Here is a 21241-nt window from a genome sequence, read left to right on the forward strand (position 1 = left end):
TGTCACGCCGCGCGAGCACCGGAATCAGCTTACGTCTTTGTTCGGGTCTTCGGCATGGGCCCAACGGTAATCCATACGCGGCGCAAACACTTTGATCCGGCGTTTGATCTTGATCAGGATCGGGTCATGCACGGGCTCCGGATCTTTCAGGAAGGCGGTCAGCACGGCGCTCAGTGCGTAAAGGCCGCAGAATGCCCAGACCACCCCTTCAACGCCGTAGCTTTCATTGAAAATCGCGACCACCGCCGGGCCCACCCATGTGGACGCCCCTGCCCCCAGGCTTAGCACCGACAGCGCCGCAGCCTTGTTATTCGGCGCCAACGCAGGGGCGAGTGCCGACAGCGGGACGAAACACGCCAGGGTCAGGCCGTAAAAGGCACCGAAGATCGAAGCGATCAGGAAATCGTGGTGAAACGCCTGGGGCATAAAAAAGAACAACGGCGTGCTGATCGTGCTGCCCACCGCACCGAACCACAGGATCGTGTTGCGATAGCCGATCTTGGTGCTGATCACGCTTGAGCTCAGATTACCGATGATGTTGAACACGAAGACGATGGTCAGCAGGCGTAGCCACTCTTCCAGGGTGAAGCCGACGGTGTGCATGAAGAACCCGGGCATGACCACCAGAAAACCGAACATCGACGAGGTGTTGATCACCCGGACGAGGGCGGCCAGCGAGACTTTCGGACGCGTCCACATGATGGTGATGTTCTTCGCCATCGACACCATCGGCCGCTCACCCTCGGGCGCCAGTCGACGCATGCCGTGGGCCTCACGCATCCCGATCAGACCAATCGCGCCGCCGATGACCACCAGAGCGAAGGACAACCAGAAGGTCTGCAATGCGCCGATCAGCGGGATGGCGGCGCTCGCCACCAGAGAACCCAGCATCGGCAGGCCCGCAGCGTAAGCCACCCAGAACCAGCCCACGGCCATGCCCATTTTGCGGGACGGCGTTGACGCTGCGATCCACACCAGAAAGCCATAAGCGAACAATGGATAACCGAAACCGCGCAGGCCGTAGGTCAGGAGAATCATCGAGTAGCTCAGTTCCTGCAATCCGTAGATCAGGAACAGCACTTCAAACACGCTCCAGATGACCAATCCCAGGAACATCACCCGTTTCGGGCCCCAAATATTGGAGAGCGCACCGGCGAGCCAGGAGGAAATCCCGACCGTGACGCCGTAGAGGGTGAAGATCATGGCGATTTCGTCGCCGGGCATGCCGCGTTCACTGAGAAAGGGCGAGAGGTATCCGAGTTCTACGCCATCGCCGATCATGAAGATCAACAGACCGACAAAGCCCCAGAACATGGGATAGGGAATTCCGACTTTTTCGCAGAATCGTGAGAGTGGAGTGTTCGGAGTGGATTGATCGCTCAATTTTCCGTTCCTTTTTTGCTGCACGGCGTTTGGTTGCGCCGAATGAATGGCCTCGATGAGGTTGAAAGGCAGAGGGGGTGGCACAGATTTCCGCTTCGGGCAGCGAGCAAAACTGGCTTGATGGGTAGCGCGCGGGGGTCGGACGTGACAGCAGCTATCGTCGACCCATTAATCTATGTTTTTTTTAGATTTTCGAGCCCGAAGCCCGCTTTTTATGCCAGATGAATCGATTAAGCACAACCGAGCCGGGCTGCCTTGGGTGCGACAACGTGCCCGGTTGTGTCGTCTGAGGGGTAGAGGGACCGGGCGGTCGGGTGTTGAAGCTTGTGCATGAAAATAAATCAATCTTTTTCTTCAAGATGGCTCTATTCCGCTCATCCCGGCGATGTTTGGTCAGAACACCGCTGCCCTTTATGCAGCTGCTGTCGAGCGGGCGGCCAGCGAAATGCTGATCATATCTGCCTGTCAGCCCATCGCTGGCCACCTGTTCAGACCGAATCCGCCGTGCTCTCCTCGGCGTCGTGACACCTGAAGAGAACTGCCACTTTCTATTATTCATAACTCTAGATACATCTTCCTCCTTGATCTAACATCGAGCGACTTTCACCATCCGCCCCACACTTCACAGGGAGCTGCTGGTGAAAAGCAGGGAATTAATTGCAGAGTTAGAGGCCGCGGGCTGGACCTTGGCTCGAATCAGAGGCAGCCATCACGTTTACACACATCCGTGCAGCCCCAACTCCATCCCGGTCCCGCATCCGAAGAAGGACCTTCCCATCGGAACGATCAAAAGCATCAGGAGGCGGGCATGTCTATTACCTCTGGCACCCACTTGATCCTAGCGCAGGAGCACACCATGCAATATCCCATCGCCATCGAATGGGGCGACGAGACGACGGCTGTCGGCATACAGATTCCGGACATTCCCGGCGCGGTGACGGCTGGCGACACGTTCGAAGACGCTTACAACGCCGCGGTCGAAATTGCCCATATTTGTCTTGAAGAACGGGTTGCCGACGGTCACGCCGTGCCGATGCCATCATCGGCTCGAGCGCATCATGATAATGACGATTACGCAAACATGGGTTGGGGCATGATCGAGATCGACATCACCCCTTATCTGGGCAAGACCGAGAAGGTCAATGTCACCTTGCCGGGGTTCGTCATACAGCGCATCGACCGTTATGTTCGCGACCACAACGTCAAAAGCCGCTCTTCGTTTTTGGCGGATGCGGCGCTGGAAAAACTCGGGCGGGTTTGAATAGAAAGTGACCGCAGCAATACCACGCGCACCGGGTGGGACCGGCTTTAGCCGGGAAGGCGTCAGGCGTCACACCGCAAACTGATGGAGTCCACACCGGCCTCTTCCTGGCTGAAGCCGGTCCCACTACAAAGCATCGTGTCCAGTGTAGGACCGGCTTTAGCCGGGAAGGCGTCCGATCTCGCACCGCACAACTGATGGCCTCACCGAGATGGGCGGATTTTCCTGCACCACCCCCAGGACGAGGGGTTGGTGAAAGCGTCACGCATCTGCCCGGCCGTTATCCTGCGGGCATCGGCGTCAAAAGCGAGCGCGGTTCGCAAAGCAGGCCAACCACGCCTGGGTAAGTGGCGTGACGGTTTCAACCCGGCTTCCAGGTGCTGATCACGGGCCTGATTCGAAGGTAGATGCCGGAAGGGATGTTTGCCGCTTGCCAGCTCGTAGATCACACAGGCCACCGCGTAGACGTCAGCACTTGTCGAGAGTTGTTGGTGCTCAAGCAGCTCAGGGGCAGCGTAGCCTGGGGTCCAGGCATTGAAGCGCTCGCGACTCAAATGCGGCAAGCCGGGTAATACGCCCTCCTCGGCCCTGCCAAGACCGAAGTCGAACAGGCGCACGCCCTCTTCACTGAGCATGATGTTGCTGGGTTTGATATCACCGTGAACCACGCCGCGAGCGTGGGCGAATGCCAGTGCGTCCAGCAACGGCAGAACGATCTCGCGCAGCTCTTTCCATGGCAGTCCCAGCGGCCGCTCACAGAGCATTTTGTCCAGCGTCAGGCCTCGCATGAGCTCCATGGTGATGAAAGCCCGCGCGCACGAGGTGTCGACATGAAACCCGTGCACACGCAGCACGTTGTCATGCCGCAGGTATCGGGTCAGGCGGAACTCGCTGTAGAGCAGGGCGCTGGCGTCCGGCGACTCGGCGAAGTCTTCGTTGAGGACTTTGAGCGCGACGTAAGGATCGGGATCTCCGTACTGCTCGGCCAGCAGATCGCGCGCACGGTAAACCGCTCCCATGCCGCCGGCACCGAGCAGGCGTTCGATGCGGTAACGACTTGCCAGGACATCGGGCATTGCGCTCATGCCTGCCGAGGTGAGTACCCGAGCCGTTTCAGGTTTTTGAGACCGGGCGAAGGCGAAGTAGGTGAGGTCGGCGGGCGGGTCATTGGGGGGAGGATCAATCACCCCATGCTCAGCCGGGATCAATTGCGCGGGCTCAGTCATCCGCGAATCACCACAGCCGTCAGGTTATCCCGGGCAGCGCCGCGCAAGGCGTCATCGAACAGGCGCTTGAGCGCTGTTTCCGGCTGAACGTGATTCAATGCGTGACCCAGCGCATCGCTACTCAACCCCTGATACAAACCGTCGCTGCACAGCAGGAACGCATCGCCCGGAAACACCTCAAGCTCCAGCACCTCCAGCGTCAGTTGCTCGGCAGCGCCCACCGCTCGGGTCAAAGCGTGCGCTCCCGGGTAGGCGCAGGCCTGGCGAGCATTCATCTGTCGCTCGTCGATCAATTGCTGTTGCAGGGAATGGTCCCGGGACAGCTGATACAGCCGCTGGCCGCGCCACAAATAGCAGCGGCTGTCACCCGCCCAGACACAGGCCGCCCGGCTTTCCTCCATCAGAAGTGCGACCACCGTGCTGCCGATGATGCTGTCCTGTCGGCCTGCACGGACGGTCAGCTCCTGGCCCAGCCGCCGGTTCAGCCAGTGCAGGCACTGCCTAACGCCGATAAGCCTGTCATCGAAGTGATCGCGCACCGGCAGCTCCGCCAGACTGGCGACGATCATCTGGCTGGCGATATCGCCTCCCTGATGGCCGCCCATGCCATCGGCAACCACCCACAGTCCCCTCTCGGGACACTCCAGAAACGCATCTTCATTGCGCGCCCGGACCTTGCCGCTGTGGGTCCGCGCAGCGCTGCGCCACTGACCGGCGATCGCCATCAGAGTTGTGCCGGCATGCGGAAGCTGCGCAGCACGCTCATGTCGAAAGGGTTGGGCGAACGCTGGCTCGTCAACAGGTAGCTGGCACGCAGTCCACCGACATCAGCCTTCAGTACCAGCACGTCGCGACCGCTCAGCTCCTCCCGTTGCATTGAATCCAGCAGACGGAACAGCGACCACGGCCCTGAGCTTTCTTCGATACCCAGGGGTCGGCCAACCATTCTGTCGAGCACCAGACTGGTTCGACCGGCCTGCGCATCGGTGGGCCATTTGAATGACACCGGGACAATCGGACCGTGGCGGTATTCGAGGGCCTTGTCCCCCAGCTTGAATTCGGAACGACTGACAGAAGAGTCCAGGGTATGGGGCTCAAGTTTGAACTGCACCTGAGGCTCGGCCGGGTTGTCGGCGAAGAACCCCTGTCGGATGACTCGAGCGGCAGTCATCTGATCAAGATACGCCCGGGAGATCGGCAGGCTTTGCCCGTCGATACTGCGCAGACGATAACTGCCTTTCTCGCCACTCACGAACGGACGCAGGAATCCGTCGAAGAAGCGGTCCGTAACGCCCTGAACCTTGAAGAACTCGCGAAAATCACTGAGTGCGACGTCGCTGGCACTGTCAGCGCTGAACGGATAACGCTTGCTGATCGCCTTGGCGTAAAAACTGTACACCTCGCTCTGGTAGTGCTGGTTCACGTGTTGATAGGCATCGCGAAGCACCAGCCGCCACGCGTCTTCGGCCAAGGTGTTGAACCACGCGCCCACCGGACGTGGCAGGCGACCGGATGCCGCACGCAAAGTGCCCAGCGCATCCCGCTGTCCGCCCATGCGTGATTTGGCCATATCGAACGCAGCCTGCTCCGGCGAGCTGGCCCTGCCCAGACTCGCCATCTGCAGTTGCAGCTCATTGAGTACCGCCAGAACAGGTATCAGGTCCGCCGTCGGGCCGTCTTTTTCGTCGAGCAGGCGGTGCAGCGGATCGAACCGGTTTTGCAGTGATTTGCGTGCAGTGTCCGGGACGGATGCACTCAACGCTTCGGAAGCTTTGCTTGACGCAGCGACCGCCAGTTTGCCGGCTTTGCCACCCTTATCCGGCAACTGCGCAGTGGCATCGACGGCGTTTGTCAGTGCCTCGGCTAAAGGTGTGAAACGAGTGTTCTCCCGTACTTCCCTGAGCAGATTGATGACCGGCGAATGGGCCGACGTCAGGCCAGCCAGTTGCTCGGCACTGTCGGCAAAATCGTAGGGCGCGGGCAGCTCGACCGCGCTCACCGCCTCGCCCCAGTAATCAGCGTAATCACGGAAATAAAGCTGCTCCAGTTCAACCATCAAGCGCCGCATATCCATGTCGCTGAGACCGGAGCCTTCGCCCAGCACCCAATTGTCCCGCAGGATATCGGTCACCACCCGGGAGCCGTGCACCGAAAAATACTGCTCGTAGCCCTGCCGGGTGTAAAACCCCGGAATCACATAATCGGTGCCGACGAACAGCGCTGCCTGCGGCCCGAGATGCTGGTCGAAACTGTAATCCGGCAAGGTCGCCGCCTGCTCGCGCAACATCCGGTAGACGACGTTCGCCAGCGACTCACCACGCAGCACCTGCCGGGCCTGCACCACGCGCTGTTCATTGAGGCCATGGACAAACGGTAGCTTCAGCAACCGTTCGAAGTGGGCGTTCAGACCGTTTTGCGCAGCGGCGTCGCCGGGGTACAGCTCGGACCAGACAGCGGCGACCTGCTCCTTGAGCCACGCCGCATCCCGCCGGTCTTTCATGCCCAGCATCAAATAGGCACGCAGGCTTTTGAGGAGCCCCTCGCGATCGTCAAGACTCGCGGCAATCTGCCCCTCCAGCATCGTCGCTAACTGAGGCAAGAGCAGCCGTTCAAGCTCGCGACCGTAAGCTCTTTCGACCACCGGATTGACCGCTTGGCCTTGATAAAGGCCGCCGCGCGTCTGGTAACCGACATCCTCTTTGCCAGGGAAAACCCGGGTCGCCGCATAGCCGCTGTCCAGCACTTTCAGCGCTGCGAAAAGGTCATCCTGGACCGCGGTCGCCGACCGCTGCTCGGCCCAGGTTCTGGCAAGGGCGCCCAAGCTGTCCAGACGTTCATAGTTGCCGGAAAAACTCACGGCCCAAAGGCTGCCGAACATCGCGAGTGACGCCAGTGCGCCTGCGTATAGCGCGCGCTGGGCCCAATGGATACGGCGGCGCTCGCGCATGTCCAGGCCCGCAATGTCAGCCTCGGGGAAGATGACTCTGCTGAGCAGGTGATTGATGAAACGCGATCGGCCCCTCCCCAGTGTCGGCAGCGTTTCTGTGCTCATCCCGGGACTGGCACCCCTGCCGAGAGCGGGCGAGTGCATGTCCTGTTCAAAGCCTGGCGCGCTGGTGAGATAGAAACCACGCAACTGGCTCGCCAACTGGTAGCGATTGCCCGTGAACGCCAGTTCCACAAACACGCACACGCGTTCGCCGATTCCGCTGAGTTGATGGGGTAAGTCGAGAATGCCGCCACGGCGCGAGGTATCACGCTCTTGATGGATGCGGGTGATCACCTGACTGTTGAGCCGAACCAGCAGTTCGCCGAATTCGTTGCGCAGCATGGCGGCGTCAGTGCCGCTCTGCCCGTTCTTGAAGGTGGTGCCGAGGACCTGATCACTTTCCTCCCGGGTCAGTTGATCGAAAAACGCGTCGAAGCCCGGAAGGCTGTCGGCCTTACTCAGCACAAGATAGACAGGCACCTCGACATGGAGCTTCTGATTCACCTCCTGTAGCCGCGCACGCACCTGTCCGGCGAGGGTCTCCAGTTCAGGATCACTGCCGTGGAGGAGCGTGTCGACAGGGAGCGTGACGAGTACGCCGTTCAGAGGGCGGTTGCGGCGATATTTGCGCAGCAGATCAAGCAGCGTGCACCAGGCACTGCGGTCGATGTCGGCGTTCGGCTGGGTCAGGTAACGGCCTGGGGTGTCGACGAGCACGGCATTGTTGGCAAAATACCAGTCACTGAGGCGAGTGCCTCGGCTGTCGCGGGTAAGTTTGCGCCCGACTGTGTTGAGCGGAAACTCGAGCCCTGAAAACTCCAGCAGGCTGGTCTTGCCGCTGCCCTCGGGTCCGATCAGCAGGTACCACGGCAGCTCGGTGCGCCAGTGTTCGCTGCGGCCGCGATACAGGCTTGAGGTCTTCTGCGTTTTCAGCGCGTCCTTGAAACGCGTCGTCAGTTCAGCCTGCTCCTCGTCGATCTGATCGTCGCGCAAGAGGCGCGCCTGACCGTCTTCGCTGTCCTCGACCGCTTTCTTGCGCTCCCCGGCACGCCAGCTGACATACACCATGGCAAGGCCCCAGAGCAGGAACAGCGAACTGATGGTCAACAGCCGGGCGCTTGAACCCTCCCAGAACTTTCGGTCGTCAACCGCCAGGAGCGGCCCGACGAACCAGACCATCAGCGCCACGAACAACACCAGCAGGAGCGTCCACACCCACGTCTGACGCAGAAGCGCGCCGGTTTTCTTGAAAAGGTTTTTCATCACACGTCTCTGTTTACGGCGGAGGCTTACGGCTGCGGCTTTGATTGCACTTGCCGCTGCGATTGCGGGTGAGCGGCAGGCTGATCGAACAGCTGATAAGGTTGAAGGACGGCCTTGCGGTGCTCGCCCAGCACCCAGGCGAAGCCCGAATACATCACGATCAGACACACCAGGGTGAAGCCCACCACCATCCAGCCGGGCACGATGCGCACCAGGCTGCGGCGCTGTTGGTTCAGGCCTTCCCAATGGGGCGACAGCTCGCGAGGCGCATCACCGCGCAGCTGGCGAACCTGCCGGTAAATCGCGTCGCGAATGCTCTCGAGCTCCTGCACGCCACGGGTCTGCACCCGGTAGCGGCCCTCGAAACCCAGAGACAGGCACAGGTACATCAGTTCCAGCATCGACAGATGCTTCACCGGGTTTTTCGAGAGTCGATCCAGCAGCTGGAAAAACTTTTCCCCACCGAAGGTTTCCTGGTGAAACCTGCTCAGCAGGCTCATCTGCGACCACTCGCTTTCGTTGCCCCGGCCGCTCGTTACCACGGCCTCATCCAGAACAGTGCAGAGCACATAGCGGGCGCCCGCGACCTGGCTGCTCTCGGCACCGTTGTGCAGCGCGCGCGCTTCAAACGATTTCAGCACGTGGGTCAGGTGCTCATGCAGCGCGGCCAGGTCGTGGGGAATGTCACCGCTTCTGAGCCGTACAACCTCGGACAACAGCTCCGATGCAGCTGCCACAAGCGGGTTCATGCCGACATTGAACGTCTGCGCCGGGCGCAGGCGCGCGGCGTAGATCATGCGTTCTTCCAGTTGCTCGAAGCGCGGCGGCGGCGTGGAATCCGTCATCGGTTTCGACGCCGGGCCGTGACCCTGTCGAGTGACCAGGACGGTTTTGTCGTCCTGTTGATAATCGCTATCCCTGATCATGGCGTTCAATTCCTGATGGCCCAGAAGTTGAGTTCAAGCTCGGCAAACTCGCCGGACACGTGGAACGCGAATCCGCCGGAGCGCTCCAGCTGCGCCAGGTCTTCGGAGCTGAGTTCGAGGACGAAGTAGGTTTTCTTCGAATGAAACGCGATTTGCCGCGGCGCCACCGGTAACGGGGTGAGCTTGATACCGGGCAAGTGCAGGTTCACCAACTGGCGGATACGTTCCACCGGTGCAACCTTGAAATGCGCGGGCAGACGATGGCGCAGTTCCTCGGAATCGCAATTGGCACTCGCCGCCAATACAAAGGAGGCCGAACCCAGCAACGTGCGATCGTGCAGCGGCGAGACGGTGATGCCGTATTGACGCGGCTGTAGCACCAGCTCGATGGCGTGTTGCTCCAGCACCATCGACAGCATCTGCCGAAGCGCTTCCACCAATCTGCGAAAGCTTTCCCCTTGATCGCTGTGCCGGTAGCGGCTGTCCAGACGCGGCCGCTTGCTGTCACTCGAGAAGGTCGCCAGATCGCCCAGCAGGGTCAGCAACGCGCGGTAGAGTTCTTCCGGATGCACGTGCTCCAGACCCAGGTAGTGACGCAGCAGCAGTTCGGCACGATTGATCAGCTGAAGCATCATGAAGTCGCCCATTTCCGCGCTGGCGACCGTGCCGCTTGAGCGGATGCGCTCGGCAATGCTGTCGCCCCGATGGCTGAGCATGCTGATGACTTCCTTCAGGCACGACAGCAGATAGGCGGAAGCATGGGACTGAAGGTAAGTCGGTACGAAATCCGGGGCGAGACTGACCACGCCGTCAGGGGTTGTGTCGAGCACGGTGCAGATCTTCAGCTTGACGTAAGCGTGGTCGCTCTGCTCTTCGCCCAGGAGCAATCTGAAGTCGGGACGGCCGCAGCTCACCTGACAGATCGCGTCATCACCTGCATTTGAATCGGCGACTTGCGTTTCATACGCGGTATAACGCGCCAGCACATCGGACTGCTCCGGTCGCCTGGCTTCCACGTGATTGCCGGTGACCAGCGGCAACGCCAGATAAACAGGCGTGTTGACGGTATTGGGCGGTATGTCGAGGGCCAGCGACTGCGTGTTGCCGCCCAACTCGAACACGCTGCCGTCAGGCAGGATGCCCGACGCCTGACTGATCACCAGTTTCCCCATGTTCAGAAACTGCAGATCGATCTCCAGCGCCAGGAATCCCCAGGCGTAGCCACCCATTAACCGAGTACGGATTTTCAGCTGGTGGTCGTAATACCGGTCGTTGTGCTGGAAATGCTGAGGACGTAGCAGCATGCCCTCCTGCCAGATGACTTTGTGCGTATTCATGGCTGGTCGACCGCCTCGGCAAGCGCTTCAGGTGAAGTCCGAATGCCGCTTTCATCAAGGGTCAGATCGACTTCGGTGGCGGTTCGCGGCGGGAGGTGAAGCGTGGAGCGCCACGAGGCTTGTGACAGGTCGCGGTACGCCGCAACTACGCCGACATAGCGACTGCCCTTCTGCACACTGAGCTTGAGCTCGACCGTTTCGCCCGGACGCAGCTCAAGCTCCTCGGTGGCGACCATGTCCGGAGCCAGGGACTCTCTGGCCCGCTCATACAGGCTGAAAAAATCAGCGTTCTCGAAGGCCACCGCGTGTTTGAGCTCGTACAGGCGGACCACGATCGGTGAAGGACGACCATTTAGATCCGGATTCAGCTGATCACTGGCCGTAAGCCTGAGGTCGAGTTTGGTGAGGTGTGAGTACGGCGACAGCGTCGAGCAGCCTGCAAGGATGAGCACGGCAATCAACGCGGTCAGCGCGTGTAGAAAGAAAGTTGTACGGCGAAACATGCGCTTCATCCCTGATGATCAGTGTGGAGGGTGGAAATCAGACGAATCTGCTCTTCATAGGCTTGGGCGAAATCTCGCGCCAGCAGGCGTTCGCTCCAGTCATTGTCCTGACGCAACGCCTGGTGATAGCGGCCATAGGCTTTCCAGCGACTGCCGGAGGTCGCGAGCAGTGGCGGGTTGTCGCGCTCGAATCGCAGGATGAGTTGCTCCGGTGAAAAATGCTCCAGCGTGGCGCGCGTTGTCGCGCGACAGGCGGCCAGCAAGGCGACCTGATGCGCCTGCACGTCATGGAAGGCTCGGCTTATCGCCAGCTCGCCGGGCAGTTGCCCGGGTTTGCCAGGACGCAGCATTGCCGACAGGGCTTCGCCCGCATCGACCGCTGATTTCAGCGGATTGCGCTGGGCGCCCTGCACGGTGGTCTGCGACAGGCGCAATTCATTTTTCAACTCGCTGCGCGTTTGCAGGTGCTGCTGGAGACCGCCGACGCACTGCCTGAGCAGACGGCCGGCATTGATCGCCAGCGCCTCCCGGGCAGCCTGATCAAGATCGTCGAATTCGAGACCGAGCGCGTCGGAAAACCGGGTCCAGAAATCATCGGTCTGGCGTTCGGTCTCAACAGCGGCTGGCGCGGGTGCTGGAGCGGGGTGTGCTGCAGGATCTTCGACCAGCTCTGGCACGCGCAGGCTTTCCATGTCCACCCGGGCATAGTCCGCACGCTGTGGACCGTCCTTGATGGCGGCAGCTGGCGAAATCAGTTCGTCGATGTCCGAGTGGACGCGTTCCTGCTGGTCGAGCGCGCTCAGCGGGTCGAGGTCCAGAAACGAGTCGTCGGGGATGATGCTGCCGGCTGCACAAGTGCGACCCACGTCACCGTCAAACGAGGTCGGCTCACGCATCAGTCGGGCACGTAGCTCGAAATCGCCCATTACATACAGACTGCCATGCTCGATGCGAACAGCTTGCCCCTTGGGCAGACGCACCCTGCTTTCCCCACTCAGCACGCCATTGCTGCTGGTATCGGTGAGATAAAAGCTGCCATCGCGGTAGCTGATCGTGATGTGGTGGTGGGACACGTGCCGGCTGCGGTCGGGAATGACCCAATCGCAGTCCACCGCCCGTCCGATCACGCCGCCCGCCTGCCTGAAGGTCTTTTGGCATTGCTCCGCAGGCACAAACTGCCGGGTGCTCAGCATTTCGAAAACCAGTTCCACGGTGGTGCTCCTTGTGGTCAGTTACCGCGGTTGGCTGCCTGCGGATCACCCAGCGGGCGATAGGTGTTGTCGTTGAACTTGTAATTGCCGCTGCAACCCGAGACGCCACAGAGAAGAACAAGGGTCAGCAGAGCAGTTTGCCGGTGACGAGCGAACATCAGAGGATCTCCAGAGGTGAGCACAGGGCGCCGTCGGATGGCGCGATGGAAAGCGAGCGGGAAAAAAATCGTTCGTGCCTACGCATTGATTTCACCCAGATTGATATTGAGGCGGCCAAGGCGGTACAGCAGCGTTCGCCTGGGCAGCCCAAGCTCGCGCGCGGACAGGCTCTGATTCCCCTCGTTTTTACGCAGGCAATCGAGCAGCAGGCCGCGTTCGACCTGCTCAAGGCGTTCGCGCAGATTCAGGCGGGCAGCACCAGGGGCAGCATCCGCGCGGAGGGTGAAATGTTCGGGAAGCAATTGGCCTCCTTCGCACAGCAGAACGGCACGTTCGACCAGCCCCTTGAGCTCGCGAACGTTTCCGGGAAAGGCGTACCCGGACAAGTGATCGAGCGCCGCGTCAGACCAGCACAGAGCGTCCCGTTGCAGAAGTGCGCAGGCCTTGTCGGCGAAATGCCGGGCGAGATCGACGATGTCATCGCCGCGCTGGCGAAGAGCGGGCAGCTCGATGGGGAATTGCGAGAGGCGGTAGTAGAGGTCCTCGCGAAAGGTGCCTTCGCTGACCATGGCCAACAAATCCCGGTGGCTCGCTGCCAGGATGCGCACGTCTATCTTGTGCGTGTCATTGGAGCCCAGCGGGCGTATCTCTCCCTCCTGCAGCACGCGCAGCAGCTTGGCCTGCAGCGACAGCGGCATGTCGCCGACTTCATCGAGCAACAGGGTCCCGCCGTTGGCTGCATCGAAGAGTCCGGCGCGATTACGCAGAGCGCCGGTGAACGCCCCCTTGCTATAGCCGAACAACTCGCTTTCCAGCAGGCTTTCAGGGAGTGCCGCGCAGTTCTGCACGATGAAGGGCTGCGAGCGACGCGGACTGTAGTCGTGGATGGCGCGTGCCACCACTTCCTTGCCGGTGCCCGTTTCTCCGCGCAGTAAAACGGTATACGGGCTGTGCAGGACTTTACTGATCATCGAACAGGTGTGGCGCATGGGCGCGCTTTTGCCGATCAACCCATAGGCGCTGATGCTTGGAACACTGACGCGCACGGGTGGTGAATCATCGGTACGTCGTCTCAAGCGCTGAAGCAGCTGCAATTGATGCAGCACGAACGTGCCCAGTCGACCAAGGGAGTCGGCAAAAGCCTGAAGCTCCAGGTGTCGACTGCTCGCGCAGACGAGCAAGCCTTCCACCGCCTGTTGATCACTGACGATGGGCACACACAGCAGGGACTGCCAGGGCTTCGCTCCGGGCGGCAGGAAACGGGTTTCGTGCAGGCTGCCCGGCAAATCGACGAGGCACACAACGCGGTTTTGGCACAGCGCAAACTGCAGCAGTTGCTCACCGTTGTAATCGGTTGGCAGGCTCTGAGCCTCACGGGGTTGCACGCTGCCCTCAAGGCACTCGGCAGTCATGCCCAGACACGTATGGGTCGCGTCCAGCAGATAAAGCTGAGTCAGCTCGCAACCGCTCAACTCGGCGAGTCCGAGCACGAGCCCGCTCAGCAGCGCGGCATCGTCCGCTGCGCGTGCAAGCCGGGCGAATTGCTCCAGTAACGCTTCCGCATAGGCCAGCGGTTGCGGCACCTGAATGAACATAGCGCCCACCTTAGGCAAACTCGCAGGTCACGGCGGCTTCAGCATCAAGCGTTGCGTGCACAGAGGTGAGACGCTGGCCTGCGGCCATGGCGTCGAGCAGCCGGTCAGCCACCCGGGGCAGTACGTGAAGCTCCAGCAAGTGGTCGATCAGACGTGCGCCACTGTCGCCTTGGCTGCAGCGTTCAGCCAGTTGATCGACCAGCGCCTCGGAAAAGGTGAACGTCAGCTGGCGACGGTTCAAGCGCTCGCCCAGACTGCGCAATTTGATCTCGATCAGCTCACGCAGCACCGACCCGCTCACCGGGTAGTACGGGACGACGCGCATGCGTGCGAGCAGCGCCGGTTTGAAATGTCGCGCGAGAACCGGACGGATATGCTCCTCAAGCACCTGCGCGGAGGGACGCGCGCCGTCGGCGCAGAGGTGACTGATGAGGTCGCTCCCAAGGTTCGAGGTCATCAGGATGAGCGTATTGCGAAAGTTGATCTCCCGCCCTTCCCCGTCGTTTGCCACGCCCTTGTCGAAGATTTGATAGAACAGGTTCAGGACGTCTGGGTCAGCTTTTTCGACTTCATCGAGCAGAACCACGGAGTACGGCTTCTGCCGCACCGCTTCGGTGAGCATGCCACCTTCGCCGTAACCCACGTAGCCAGGCGGCGCGCCAATCAGACGCGAGACGGTGTGCTTCTCCTGAAACTCGGACATGTTGATGGTGGTGATGAACCGCTCGCCGCCGTAGAGCAAATCGGCGAGCGCCAGCGCGGTTTCAGTCTTGCCGACACCACTCGGCCCGACCAGCAGGAACACACCCACGGGTGCATCAGGTTTGTTCAGGCCGGCTGCATTAGCGCGCATCGAACGATCAAGGGCGTGGACCGCTTGCCCCTGACCGCGAATGCGGGTGCGCAGGTCAGTTGAAAAGCTGGCGATTCTGGCGTTGTGCTCTCGCGCCAATTGCGCCACGGGCACCCCGGTCCAGGCGCTGATCACTTCGGCGACAAGACGCGGGCAGACTTCAAAGCTCACCAGCCTTTCTTTGGCCTGGGCCTGGGCCTGGGTCAGCGTCCGGTGAGTCTCGTGGAGGGCGGCTTGCAGGACTTCAATGCTGTGCGTGTCGTCGGCATCAGGGGCCTGCGCCAGTTGCTGACGCAAGTCCAGCAGGCGCTCGGCCAATCCTTTCTGTTCCAACCAGAGCGTTTCGAGAGCAAGGCTTTCTTCATCCGCAGCGCGCAAACGGTTTTCCAATGCATCCAGTGCCGGATGATCGATGGGCAGACCGGCTTCGGCGTCACGACGCAGCGCCTGATGCTGGCGGCTGCCTTCGGCCAGTTCGCTGCGCAGACGCTCAAGGCATTGCGGCGCAGCGGCGAGGCTGATGCGAACGCGCGCGCACGCCGTGTCGAGTACATCGACGGCCTTGTCCGGCAACTGGCGCCCGGCGAGATAGCGAGCGGACAACTCCGCGGCCGCCACCACCGCATCGTCACGCAAATAGATGCCGTGGCTTCCCTCGTAGACGTGAGCAAGGCCCCGCAGAATGGTCACCGCCTCATCGACGGTCGGTTCGTGCAGCCGCACTGGCTGAAAGCGACGGGCCAGTGCCGGGTCCTTTTCGATGTATTTTTTGTACTCGGTCCAGGTGGTCGCCGCGATAGTACGCAGTTCGCCGCGTGCCAGGGCAGGCTTGAGCAGGTTGGCCGCATCGGAACCCCCTGCATCACCGCCGGCGCCGACCAGGGTATGGGCTTCGTCGATGAACAATATGATCGGGCTGGTCGACGCCTTGACCTCGTCGATCACGCCCTTGAGGCGCCGCTCAAACTCGCCTTTGACGCTGGCGCCGGCCTGTAACAGCCCCATGTCCAGCGAAAGCACTTCAACGCCCTTTATGGCCTGCGGCACTTCCCCCGCGACGATGCGCAACGCCAGCCCTTCAACGACAGCCGTCTTGCCGACACCTGCCTCCCCCACAAGGATCGGATTGTTTTTCCGTCGGCGAGCGAGAATATCCACCATTTGCCGAATGGCCTCGTCACGGCACAGCACCGGGTCAAGTTTGCCGTCTCGGGCCTGTTGGGTGAGGTTATGGGTAAAGCGCATCAGCAATGACTCGCCGGCCGTACCGTGTTTGCCCGAGTCGGAATGCTCCTTCTGCGACAAGGCGAATGCTTTCAATCGCTCGGTATTCAGCCGGGCAAGCAATGCCTGATAGCGGCTGCCTGCGTAACGCTCGGGGTTGCGCAACAGCGCGAGCACCAACGCCCCTTGATCGACCAGGGTCTGACTCAGTTCTAGGCTGGCGACCAGCAACGCATCCTGCAGCCACTGCACCAGTTCCGGCGCAAACACCGGGCTGCGCGAGGCGCTGTCTTCCATCCGCGCCTGCAGCACCGCGCCGAGTTCACCGGCGTCTATATCGGCATCCTGGAGTGCGCGGGAAAGAAGGCCCTGCGGGCGTTCCAGCAAGCACAGCAACAAGTCTTCGACGAGGACCTTGCTGCCGCCCCTTCCCACACAGCGTCCGGCAGCGTGCTCCAGGTCGCGTCGGCATTCGGCGTCGAGCGCCCGGATAAGTTGTTGCAGATTGACGTTAGTCATCGTTGGGCTGTCCTTAATGATTTGCTCCCCAGGGTCACCACGCCGTCCGCGCGTTCTCGGCCCAGCCAGCTGGTCCATCCCAGTCGACACGCGTTCTGTCCCGCCAGGCGCAGTTCGCGAATTTCTTCACGACGCAGCGCCAGGCGAACGTCGTAATCAAGCGGGTCACGCAGCGTGAATCGCACCAATGCGCACAGCGGTTGGTAACCCGCGCCGATCGGCAGGAACTCGTGAAAGCGCTGCCAGCCAAGCTCTCGGATATGAATACGGAACTTGCCACTGCGGTCCCGAACGTGTTCGCCGAGCACCAGATCCTCGCCTAGCTGGGTGTTGGCCCGGCCAAGGCTGTTGCGCTGCTCTTCGAGAATGTCCACGCGGCGCTCCATGCATTGCTCGATCGTCAGCTCTGCGTGTTTGAAGTAGTACCGCAGCACCGCCTCGATCAGTGCTGCCGAGTGGGCGCGCAGGCTGAGCAAACCCAGGTACGGCAGCAGTCGCTTCCAGTTCAACTCCCGTGCGCTTCGAATCTCCTCGCTGCCCAGTCCGATCAGCGCGAACAACTGCGACGAAAACGGATCGATCGCGCCGCTTTCAAAACGGGCGTGGTAGCGGTATTTCTTCCAGATCGGCAGCATCAGCCGATGCAGGCGATGGTGGAAAAGATCGAGGAACTGGCGGGTCGGATTGCCCCCCTCACCGTCACCCAGGGCTTGCTCGCTATAGAACGCAGGCAAGGGTGATCCAGACCCGACAAGCCCCAGAAGGTTGAAGCGCAGGCGTGCACGCATCAGCCCGGATTCTTCAAAAAACTCCACGCGGTCCACATCGCTGCCCGGAAAACCAAGGCTCGGATTGGCCTGAAACTCCAGCTGGTCATACAAGTCGTCATCGCTCAGATGCGGGTGTGCAGTGCGCAGTCTGTCGATGACCAGTAACACGACCTGAAACAGTGAGTATTCGCGTATGCCTCGGGCCAGCCCGCTCAAAGCAGGGGCTGCAGGCCCATACGGGGTGTCCATTGGTACTCCTCTCCCTGTGTGCTTTTTACGCGCAGCTCGTGATACGAATTGAGGCTGGCGTAAAGCGCAAAAAACTCATTGAGAACAGAGGCGAACACGAACACGTCGCCCTCGCCGATATAGCCTTGCGGGTCGATGGTCAGCTCGGTGCGCAACCCGCGTACCGGCAGCCCTCTGTGCAGCCGGTCGACATGCTGGTGCCTGATCGACTTGAGCCCGCCCAGCAGGCGCTTGCTGACCTTTTCAGCGTGCGGGTCGTAATAGCGCGGCAGGTCGTAGGTTTCGAGGATCACCTTCAAGGCGTTGACGTCCGCGAGGGACAGGTAGTTAAGCGACATATTGCTGATCAGCTTCCACAGGAAGTCTCGATTCAGCGGCGGCGCATAACTGGGTGTGGCCGGGGTGATATTGCGGAAGGTCAGAAACTCAGGTGTCTGTTCGCAGGCGATGCAGATGTCGCCGAGCTTGAGCCTGCGCGGCAGGTTCTGGTTGGTGCACATCATCTCGATCGACAACGTTTCAGAGGCTTCGGTGTGACGGATGCCGAAGCTCAGGTAGGTGTCGAGGCCGTCGTGCAACGACGATGAACGCTGACGGATGCTGTAATGCGGACGGCGGTTCGGCACATCGAAGCTGGGGTCATGCTCGAAGGATTCGAACGGCACGTAGGCCTCGTAACCCAGGCCACCGGGCTTCCAGCCAATCACCGACTCGATCGAAAACACGCCACAGTTTTCCATGGCGTAGAGCGCCGGCATCAACAGGTACTCGTCCTGTTTGCCCTCAAGGCGGATCGGCGTGGCATCGTGCTTGAACAGGTTCACGATGGGCGTGCAATGGAGCTTGACGTTGTCCAGTGTCGGTCGCAGGCGCTGGACGCCGCCTTTACGAATGTCGAATCGCAACTCAAGCCCGCGTATTTGTTTGAGCGTGTCTTCCGCCAGCGCAGCGAGCAGCTCCAGGCCCTCCACGTCCACGAATAGAAACTTGTCCTGAAAGGCGAAGTATTCCTGCAGGTAGCGATAACCGCGGAAGGTGTTCAGCGGATACGGAATCAGCGCCTCGTCTTCGGCAAACCCCACGGGGTGGATACGATCGCCAGGCATTCTGAATGCCATGGGCATGCCGTTGACGCCGGGTATAGGCTTGCCGTCTCCGTCCAAAGGCACCAGCTCGATGCTCTCCAGATTGCGCAGAAGGCTCAGATAGAGCGTCTGGCTGATGTAGCGCTCGCCCGCAAAATGCAGGCGCAAACGGCTCAGGTCCAACTCACCCAAATGGCCTTCGCCGCTCAGTTCCAGCCGCAAGCTCAACAGCGCGCCGTCGCCCTTGACCGAGTACGTCAGGTCTACCAGATCCAGCGCCTGCACATCGGTTGGGTAGCAGGTGCGAAAGCGGCACTGCACGCCATCGACCGGCAAGCTGTCCACCGGCGTATCCCGCTCCACCCTCAACGCAGGCCCTGCCCGCTTCAACGGGTCAAACTGGAGGATGCTGAAAGCCGGCAGCGGCTGCATGTAATTGGGCCACAGCAGCTGCATCAGCGAATGGCTGAGCTCGGGCAGCTCGTCATCGAGCTTCTGCCGCAGGCGCCCCGTCAGAAACGCAAAACCCTCCAGCAACCGCTCTACATCCGGATCCCGCCCGGCCTGCCCCAGAAAAGGCGCCAATGCCGGGCTGCGCTCGGCGAATCGGCGGCCCAACTGGCGAAGCGCCGTGAGTTCGCTTTGGTAGTAGTGGTTAAAGGACATGGTGTTACCTTCGAGCGGAGCTGTTTGGTTCAAGGGGGGGCGTTGCGGGAAACCTGCCTGCTAGCCCTTATGTCATCAGGTGAAGCCACGTGCAGTGGGGTCCTGACATCAGCATTTCCTGTGATTGACCTGTACCTGACCGCCACCCTCCAGGCGTGCGGCGAACGAGACCCGACGCTTGAAACCCTCCACCTCCAGCAACCCTTCAATACTGAAGGCGAGCCGAAGCTGATCGTTGTCATGGGGCAGCGCGATGACCTGGACACTGCTAAGGCGTGGCTCGTAGGTTTCGATGAAGACCTCGATAGCGAGCCGCGCTTTCGTCAACGCGTCATGAAGGCTCAAGCGCATGTCATTGAGATCCGGCAGCCCGTAATCGGAAAGCGTTTGTACGCTGCCCGCCCGGGTACTGAGCATCTTGGCGAGATGGGCAGCCACCGACGCCGTCGCAGCGTCTTCTCGGCTCCAGCCCACGCGCTTTTCTGCATCGCCACCCAGGCGTTCGAAGAGGCTGCCGTATCCAGTCATGTCTTCAAGCCCTTCACTCTTTGTCCAGCTTGCCCACCAGCGACAGGGTGAAGTCGGCGCCCATGTATTTGAAATGCGGGCGCACGTTCAGGCTGACGCGATACCAACCGGGCTCGCCCTCTACGTCACTGACGGTGATCTGCGCGGCACGCAGAGGACGACGCCCACGGACTTCAGCGCTTGGATTTTCCTGATCGGCAACGTACTGGCGTATCCACTTGTTCAGTTCCAGTTCGAGGTCGGTGCGTTCTTTCCAGGACCCCAGTTGCTCCCGTTGCAGGACTTTCAAATAGTGAGCAAGGCGGTTGACGATCATCATGTACGGCAGCTGGGTGCCGAGTTTGTAGTTCAGCTCCGCGGCCTTGCCTTCCGCGCTGGTGCCGAAAAACTTCGGCTTTTGTACTGAGCTTGCGGAGAAGAACGCCGCGTTGTCCGAGCCCTTGCGCATGGTCAGGGAGATGAACCCCTCCTCCGCCAGCTCGTATTCACGCCGATCGCTGACCAGTACCTCGGTAGGGATCTTGGTTTCGATTTCACCCATGCTTTCGAAGTGGTGCAGCGGTAAATCCTCGACTGCACCACCGCTCTGCGGGCCGATGATGTTCGGGCACCAGCGGAATTTGGCGAAGCTGTCGGTCAGCTTCGTACCGAAGGCGTACGCCGTGTTGCCCCACAGATAGTGCTCATGGCTATTGGCAACGGTTTCCTTGTAGACGAACGACTTGACCGGGTTCTCTTCCGGGTCGTACGGGTTGCGCAGCAGGAAGCGCGGCACCGTCAGGCCCACGTAACGAGCGTCTTCCGACTGACGGAAGCTCTGCCATTTGGCGAACTGCGGGCCCTCGAAATGATCCTTCAGATCTTTCAGGTCTGGCAGGCCGGTGAAGCTTTCCAGGCCAAAGAACCTGGGACCGGCGGCGGCGATGAACGGCGCGTGGGACATGCAGGCGACGCTGGAAACGTACTGCATCAGTTTCACGTCCGGCGAGCTTGGGGACATGAAGTAGTTGGCGATGATCGCCCCCACAGGCTGCCCACCGAACTGACCGTACTCGGCGGTGTAGATATGTTTGTAGAGGCCGGCCTGCATGACTTCAGGTGAATCTTCAAAATCTTCAAGCAGGTCCTCTTTGGACACGTTGAGGATTTCGATCTTGATGTTCTCGCGGAAGTCGGTCCGTTCGACCAGCAACTGCAACCCACGCCATGACGACTCCAGAGACTGGAAGGCCGGGTGGTGCAGAATTTCATCCATCTGGCGGCCGAGCTTGGCATCGATCTCGGCAATCATGCGGTCAACCATTGCCTTCTTGACCGGCTCACCCGCATTTTGCGGTTTCAGCAGCTCTTCGATAAACGCCGACACGCCGCGCTTGGCGATGCCATAGGCATCCTCATCTCGAGGCAAACGGGTTTCGGCGATGATGCTGTCGAGAATGCTGAACTCGCCGGACTCTCTGCTGTGCTGCTGCGATGGTGTGGTACTCATGGTGT

17 protein-coding genes are annotated in these 21241 nt (G+C 60.8%); 2 read left to right on the forward strand and 15 right to left on the reverse strand.

Annotation, left to right across the window (positions count from 1 at the left end; all coding sequences use genetic code 11):
* Positions 1-24: 24 nt before the first annotated feature.
* Complete coding sequence (locus QMX88_RS08955) at positions 25-1383, reverse strand: MFS transporter (protein ID WP_282368358.1); 1359 nt, start codon at positions 1381-1383, stop codon at positions 25-27.
* Positions 1384-2021: 638 nt separating this feature from the next.
* Here QMX88_RS08955 and QMX88_RS08960 point away from each other — a divergent pair.
* Together QMX88_RS08960 and QMX88_RS08965 are read left to right on the forward strand one after the other, a co-directional pair.
* Positions 2022-2219, forward strand: coding sequence for a type II toxin-antitoxin system HicA family toxin (locus QMX88_RS08960; protein ID WP_192173678.1), 198 nt, complete (start codon positions 2022-2024; stop codon positions 2217-2219).
* Positions 2220-2239: 20 nt separating this feature from the next.
* Entirely contained in the window at positions 2240-2644 is a 405-nt protein-coding gene (locus QMX88_RS08965; protein ID WP_192173477.1) for a type II toxin-antitoxin system HicB family antitoxin, read from the forward strand.
* Between the two features lie 203 nt (positions 2645-2847).
* On the opposite strand, the gene QMX88_RS08970 is transcribed toward QMX88_RS08965, so the two are convergent.
* From QMX88_RS08970 to tssC, 14 genes are all read right to left on the reverse strand, one after another.
* Entirely contained in the window at positions 2848-3870 is a 1023-nt protein-coding gene (locus QMX88_RS08970; protein ID WP_282368359.1) for a serine/threonine-protein kinase, read from the reverse strand.
* Entirely contained in the window at positions 3867-4595 is a 729-nt protein-coding gene (locus tag QMX88_RS08975) for a PP2C family protein-serine/threonine phosphatase (protein ID WP_282368361.1), read from the reverse strand. The genes QMX88_RS08970 and QMX88_RS08975 overlap by 4 nt, the downstream gene beginning before the upstream one ends.
* Positions 4595-8122: a type VI secretion system membrane subunit TssM gene (tssM, locus tag QMX88_RS08980; protein WP_282368363.1), complete on the reverse strand. Its 3528-nt coding sequence runs from the start codon at positions 8120-8122 to the stop codon at positions 4595-4597. Before tssM ends, QMX88_RS08975 begins: the two co-directional genes overlap by 1 nt.
* A 26-nt stretch (positions 8123-8148) precedes the next feature.
* A complete protein-coding gene (gene icmH / locus QMX88_RS08985; RefSeq protein ID WP_282368365.1) occupies positions 8149-9048 on the reverse strand; it encodes a type IVB secretion system protein IcmH/DotU in 900 nt (299 codons plus the stop codon).
* A 5-nt stretch (positions 9049-9053) separates the two neighbouring features.
* The gene (gene tssK, locus QMX88_RS08990) at positions 9054-10385 is read right to left on the reverse strand and encodes a type VI secretion system baseplate subunit TssK (RefSeq protein WP_192172610.1); all 1332 of its coding nucleotides are present in this window, start codon (positions 10383-10385) and stop codon (positions 9054-9056) included.
* Entirely contained in the window at positions 10382-10888 is a 507-nt protein-coding gene (gene tssJ, locus QMX88_RS08995; RefSeq protein WP_282368373.1) for a type VI secretion system lipoprotein TssJ, read from the reverse strand. Before tssJ ends, tssK begins: the two co-directional genes overlap by 4 nt.
* Positions 10889-10893: 5 nt before the next feature.
* Entirely contained in the window at positions 10894-12099 is a 1206-nt protein-coding gene (tagH, locus tag QMX88_RS09000) for a type VI secretion system-associated FHA domain protein TagH (protein ID WP_282368375.1), read from the reverse strand.
* A gap of 17 nt (positions 12100-12116) precedes the next feature.
* Entirely contained in the window at positions 12117-12257 is a 141-nt protein-coding gene (locus tag QMX88_RS09005; protein WP_282368377.1) for a type VI secretion protein, read from the reverse strand.
* A gap of 78 nt (positions 12258-12335) precedes the next feature.
* Complete coding sequence (locus QMX88_RS09010) at positions 12336-13853, reverse strand: sigma-54 interaction domain-containing protein (RefSeq protein ID WP_282368379.1); 1518 nt, start codon at positions 13851-13853, stop codon at positions 12336-12338.
* Positions 13854-13863: 10 nt separating this feature from the next.
* On the reverse strand, positions 13864-16449 hold the full coding sequence (gene tssH / locus QMX88_RS09015) for a type VI secretion system ATPase TssH (protein WP_282368380.1): 2586 nt from the start codon (positions 16447-16449) through the stop codon (positions 13864-13866).
* Entirely contained in the window at positions 16446-17468 is a 1023-nt protein-coding gene (gene tssG, locus QMX88_RS09020) for a type VI secretion system baseplate subunit TssG (RefSeq protein ID WP_282368382.1), read from the reverse strand. The genes tssH and tssG overlap by 4 nt, the downstream gene beginning before the upstream one ends.
* Positions 17432-19219 carry a type VI secretion system baseplate subunit TssF gene (gene tssF, locus QMX88_RS09025; protein WP_282368385.1) on the reverse strand — a complete coding sequence of 596 codons (1788 nt, stop codon included), beginning with the start codon at positions 19217-19219 and terminating at the stop codon, positions 17432-17434. Before tssF ends, tssG begins: the two co-directional genes overlap by 37 nt.
* Positions 19220-19327: 108 nt before the next feature.
* Positions 19328-19747 carry a type VI secretion system baseplate subunit TssE gene (tssE, locus tag QMX88_RS09030; protein WP_192172602.1) on the reverse strand — a complete coding sequence of 140 codons (420 nt, stop codon included), beginning with the start codon at positions 19745-19747 and terminating at the stop codon, positions 19328-19330.
* A gap of 13 nt (positions 19748-19760) precedes the next feature.
* On the reverse strand, positions 19761-21236 hold the full coding sequence (gene tssC, locus QMX88_RS09035) for a type VI secretion system contractile sheath large subunit (RefSeq protein ID WP_282368390.1): 1476 nt from the start codon (positions 21234-21236) through the stop codon (positions 19761-19763).
* Between the last annotated feature and the right edge of the window lie 5 nt (positions 21237-21241).

It is taken from the genome of Pseudomonas sp. PS02290 (assembly GCF_029960075.1).
Taxonomy (GTDB): Bacteria; Pseudomonadota; Gammaproteobacteria; order Pseudomonadales; family Pseudomonadaceae; genus Aquipseudomonas.